This is a genomic window from Mitsuokella sp. oral taxon 131 str. W9106 (assembly GCF_000469545.1).
Taxonomy (GTDB): domain Bacteria; phylum Bacillota; class Negativicutes; order Selenomonadales; family Selenomonadaceae; genus AWVT01.
This window is the reverse complement of the sequence record NZ_KI273070.1, coordinates 1-3,138: the sequence shown is the minus strand read 5'-3', so window position 1 is coordinate 3,138 and position 3,138 is coordinate 1. Positions and strand designations below refer to the sequence as shown.

The 3,138-nt window shown below is 53.1% G+C and carries 6 protein-coding genes; all 6 read left to right on the top strand.

The genetic code is table 11. From position 1 onward, the window contains the following. Window positions 1-666 (top strand): AAA family ATPase (locus HMPREF1985_RS11645; RefSeq protein WP_231385193.1); only part of this gene is annotated, 666 nt, incomplete at its 5' end. After that, window positions 663-1,088: an HTH domain-containing protein gene (locus HMPREF1985_RS11640; RefSeq protein ID WP_021772413.1), complete on the top strand. Its 426-nt coding sequence runs from the start codon at window positions 663-665 to the stop codon at window positions 1,086-1,088. The genes HMPREF1985_RS11645 and HMPREF1985_RS11640, both read left to right, overlap by 4 nt. Before the next feature lie 160 nt (window positions 1,089-1,248). Beyond that, a complete protein-coding gene (locus HMPREF1985_RS09615; protein ID WP_021772412.1) occupies window positions 1,249-1,716 on the top strand; it encodes a RusA family crossover junction endodeoxyribonuclease in 468 nt (155 codons plus the stop codon). Window positions 1,717-1,810: 94 nt separating this feature from the next. Next, a complete protein-coding gene (locus tag HMPREF1985_RS09610; protein WP_040637604.1) occupies window positions 1,811-2,176 on the top strand; it encodes a DUF4406 domain-containing protein in 366 nt (121 codons plus the stop codon). A 78-nt stretch (window positions 2,177-2,254) separates the two neighbouring features. After that, window positions 2,255-2,569 carry a hypothetical protein gene (locus tag HMPREF1985_RS09605; RefSeq protein WP_021772410.1) on the top strand — a complete coding sequence of 105 codons (315 nt, stop codon included), beginning with the start codon at window positions 2,255-2,257 and terminating at the stop codon, window positions 2,567-2,569. 38 nt (window positions 2,570-2,607) lie between these two features. Next, on the top strand, window positions 2,608-3,054 hold the full coding sequence (locus tag HMPREF1985_RS09600; RefSeq protein WP_021772409.1) for a sigma-70 family RNA polymerase sigma factor: 447 nt from the start codon (window positions 2,608-2,610) through the stop codon (window positions 3,052-3,054). Window positions 3,055-3,138: the final 84 nt, after the last annotated feature.

The following is a 3,138-nucleotide window of genomic DNA, read 5'->3' as shown; positions in this document are numbered from 1 at the left end:
TTGCGACAATTAAACTTACAATTTGCCGTGGAGGGCGTGACGGATGAACTGCCGCCCATGGTGTCCCTCTCCGAATATAAGGAAAATCCTCCTCTGCTCCCGGAGGAACTTATACAGGGAATCCTCCGTCGCGGACACAAGATGATTATTTCCGGCTCTTCCAAAGCCGGGAAGTCCTTCCTCCTCATGGAACTTTGCGTAGCCATCGCCGAAGGCACGAAGTGGCTGGGCTTTCCCTGCCGCAAAGGGTGGGTGCTGTATGTGAACCTCGAAATCGACCCGGCAAGCTGCATCAACCGTTTTCTCAAAATCTACGAAGCTTTGGGCTTGCCTATGAACCACACCGACAGTATTGCCATTTGGAACTTGCGCGGTCACGCCGTATCCCTTGACCAGCTTGTGCCGAAACTGGTGCGCCGTGTCCGCGACCAGCACTTTGACGCCATCGTTATCGACCCCATCTACAAGGTTATCACCGGGGACGAAAACAACGCTTCGGACATGGGGCGGTTCTACAATCAGTTTGACAAGATTTGCACGGAAACCGGCTGCTCCACCATTTACTGCCACCATCACAGCAAAGGGGCGCAGGGTGCGAAGAAGGCTTCGACCGTGCGTCCGGCTCGGGAGTTTTTGCCCGCGACCCGGACGCGCAGCTGGATATGATTCAGTTGGAACTCTCCGACGACATCAAAAATAATGTGCGTGACGGTCACGCTACCGCTTGGCGGCTCGAATCGAGCCTTCGTGAATTCCAAAACATCGAGCCGGTGAATTTCTGGTTTGAATATCCCGTGCATCGGATTGATGCGGATGGGGCACTCGGCGAAATGCCCGTACAGGGAAGTTTTGCGGCGGGACGCATGAAAAACGGTCATGCCAAGACCGCCGAAACCTGCGCAGAGGAATTCCGCAACGCTTATCAGGCACTCAACATGGACGGCAGCGTCACCGTGCAGGAGATGATGGAGTATCTCAACATCACCGACAAAACGGTCTATGCAAGGCTCAAAAAACTGGACGGCGAGTTCGTCCTCAAAAAAGGCCGTATCACCAAGGCTGACGGGGCTTCCAAGGCTTCCGAGTAAATTCTTCTTCTACACTGTTTATATAATATATATATATATGAAGAAGAATGGTCGTTACACTCCCGAAGTGGGAAGGGCTAAAAAGCCCGCCCTTCCCCTTCGAGGAGCGCAACGTAACGGCAACAGCTGAGAAAACAAAAGAGAAAGGCAGGTTTAGAAAATGAGATTTTTCCTAGACATAAATCCTCCTACCGCAACGGCGCAGGAACGTTCCGCGCGTATCGTTGGCGGCAGACCGATATTTTACGACCCCGCTCCCCTTAAAAAAGCCAAGTCGCTCTTGATAGCGCACCTCGGAACGCACCGCCCGGCAACGCCCATGAACGGAGCCTTGGAACTTCGCACCACTTGGCTGTTCCCGATGGGCAAATCCCATAAGAGCGGCGAATGGCGTGTAACTCGCCCGGACACCGACAACTTGCAGAAAATGCTCAAGAACTGCATGACCAAATGCGGCTACCGGAAAGACGATGCCCAAGCGGTGCGGGAAATCGTGGAAAAACAATGGGCGGCAGAGCCTGGCATCCACATCGAAATCAAGCGGCTGAGTAGCCCCAAAATCGGCAAGTGCAACTCCGAAGAATACCGCGACCCCACGGCGGCAGCGGCACTTCGAAACTGTATGTGAGCGAAAGGAGAAAACGAAAATGAAGATGATGTATGTTTCCCATCCCTACAGCGGAGCGGAGGAGTAAAACCGCAGCGAGGCTCATGCAATCGCCGTGACGCTCGCCGCCAAATGCCCGGATATGATTTTTGTGAATCCCTTGGATGCCATGCTCCATCTGTCGGACTCCGATATCCCCTATGATGTTGTTTTGGAGCAATGCAAAGCACTCATCGCCAAATGCGATGGCGTAATCATGACGGTAGATTGGAAAGACAGCAAGGGCTGCAATGCGGAGCGGGATGTCGTCAAGGAACAGCATATTCCGGTGTGGGACAACATAGAGGAATTTTACGCCGACAACATCATGGAGAGCGACCAATGCAGACACCACCATTGTTACCGTGAATGCCTCTGCTGGACTTGCGCCGAGCGCAAGGATTGCTGGAACCACAACGACTGCATCAAGCCTGTCAGGTAGAAATACGCCATTGGCTTCACGGGAAAGGGAGTATGGGACTGCTCCCGTTACCGCAAAGCCAATTAGGGAGGGATTCGGATGTCACCGTATGAAGCTCTGGCCAACGCCACCACTATCCAGCAAGCGGCAACCGACCATCGCAGAGCCGCCAAATTCCTCCAAAGCCATACCCGCACCAAGGAACTGGAGGATACCGTGGCAAAGCAAATCAAGGAGCGGAAGGAAAGGATAAAGGCTCGCCGCAAGGACAATCTCCCTCCCGTCAAGGAAACGAAGTCAGCCGAGGAATTGTTGCTCGACCGCATAACCTATTGCGAGTGGCTGATGGAGGATGCCGAGGAGTTCTTCCTGTCGGATTGGTTTACCGATTTGACCGATGTGAACGGGGCGTAGCTCTTGGAGCGGCTCAAGAAAACGGAGGTGGAATAATCGTGAGCGTAAAGGAATTTTGGGAGCAAGCCATCAATCTCGATGCGGCAATCGCATCCCATGTTGCCAAGCTGGACAACTATCGCCGTCTGGCAATGCGTATCGACGGCAGCCGCTTGGAGGACCACGTTAGCCACAGCGCACCCAACGAGGCTCCCTACGCCAAATGGGTGGAGCGCATCGTCGATACGGAAAAGGAGGTCGATGAGGAGATTGACAAGCTGGTGGATGTGAAAATCGCCATCAGCAAGTTCATCGACGGCGTGGGCAATATGCGCTGGCAATACATTCTTCGCAGCCATTACGTCATGTGCCTGCCGTGGCCGCAAATCGCCGATGAACTTGGCTGCAGCCTTAGCACCGTCAAGCGCGACCATAATAAAGTATTGGCTTATCTTGAGGACGAAAAAACGGTGAACCGATATGACCCTATCAAGAAACTTGTGTAGGTTTGTCAATCCTGTGTTACACAAAACAAATATTTCCCCAAACATTTGTTTTGTGAATCCCAGCCCAGTGGACGCATCGGGAAT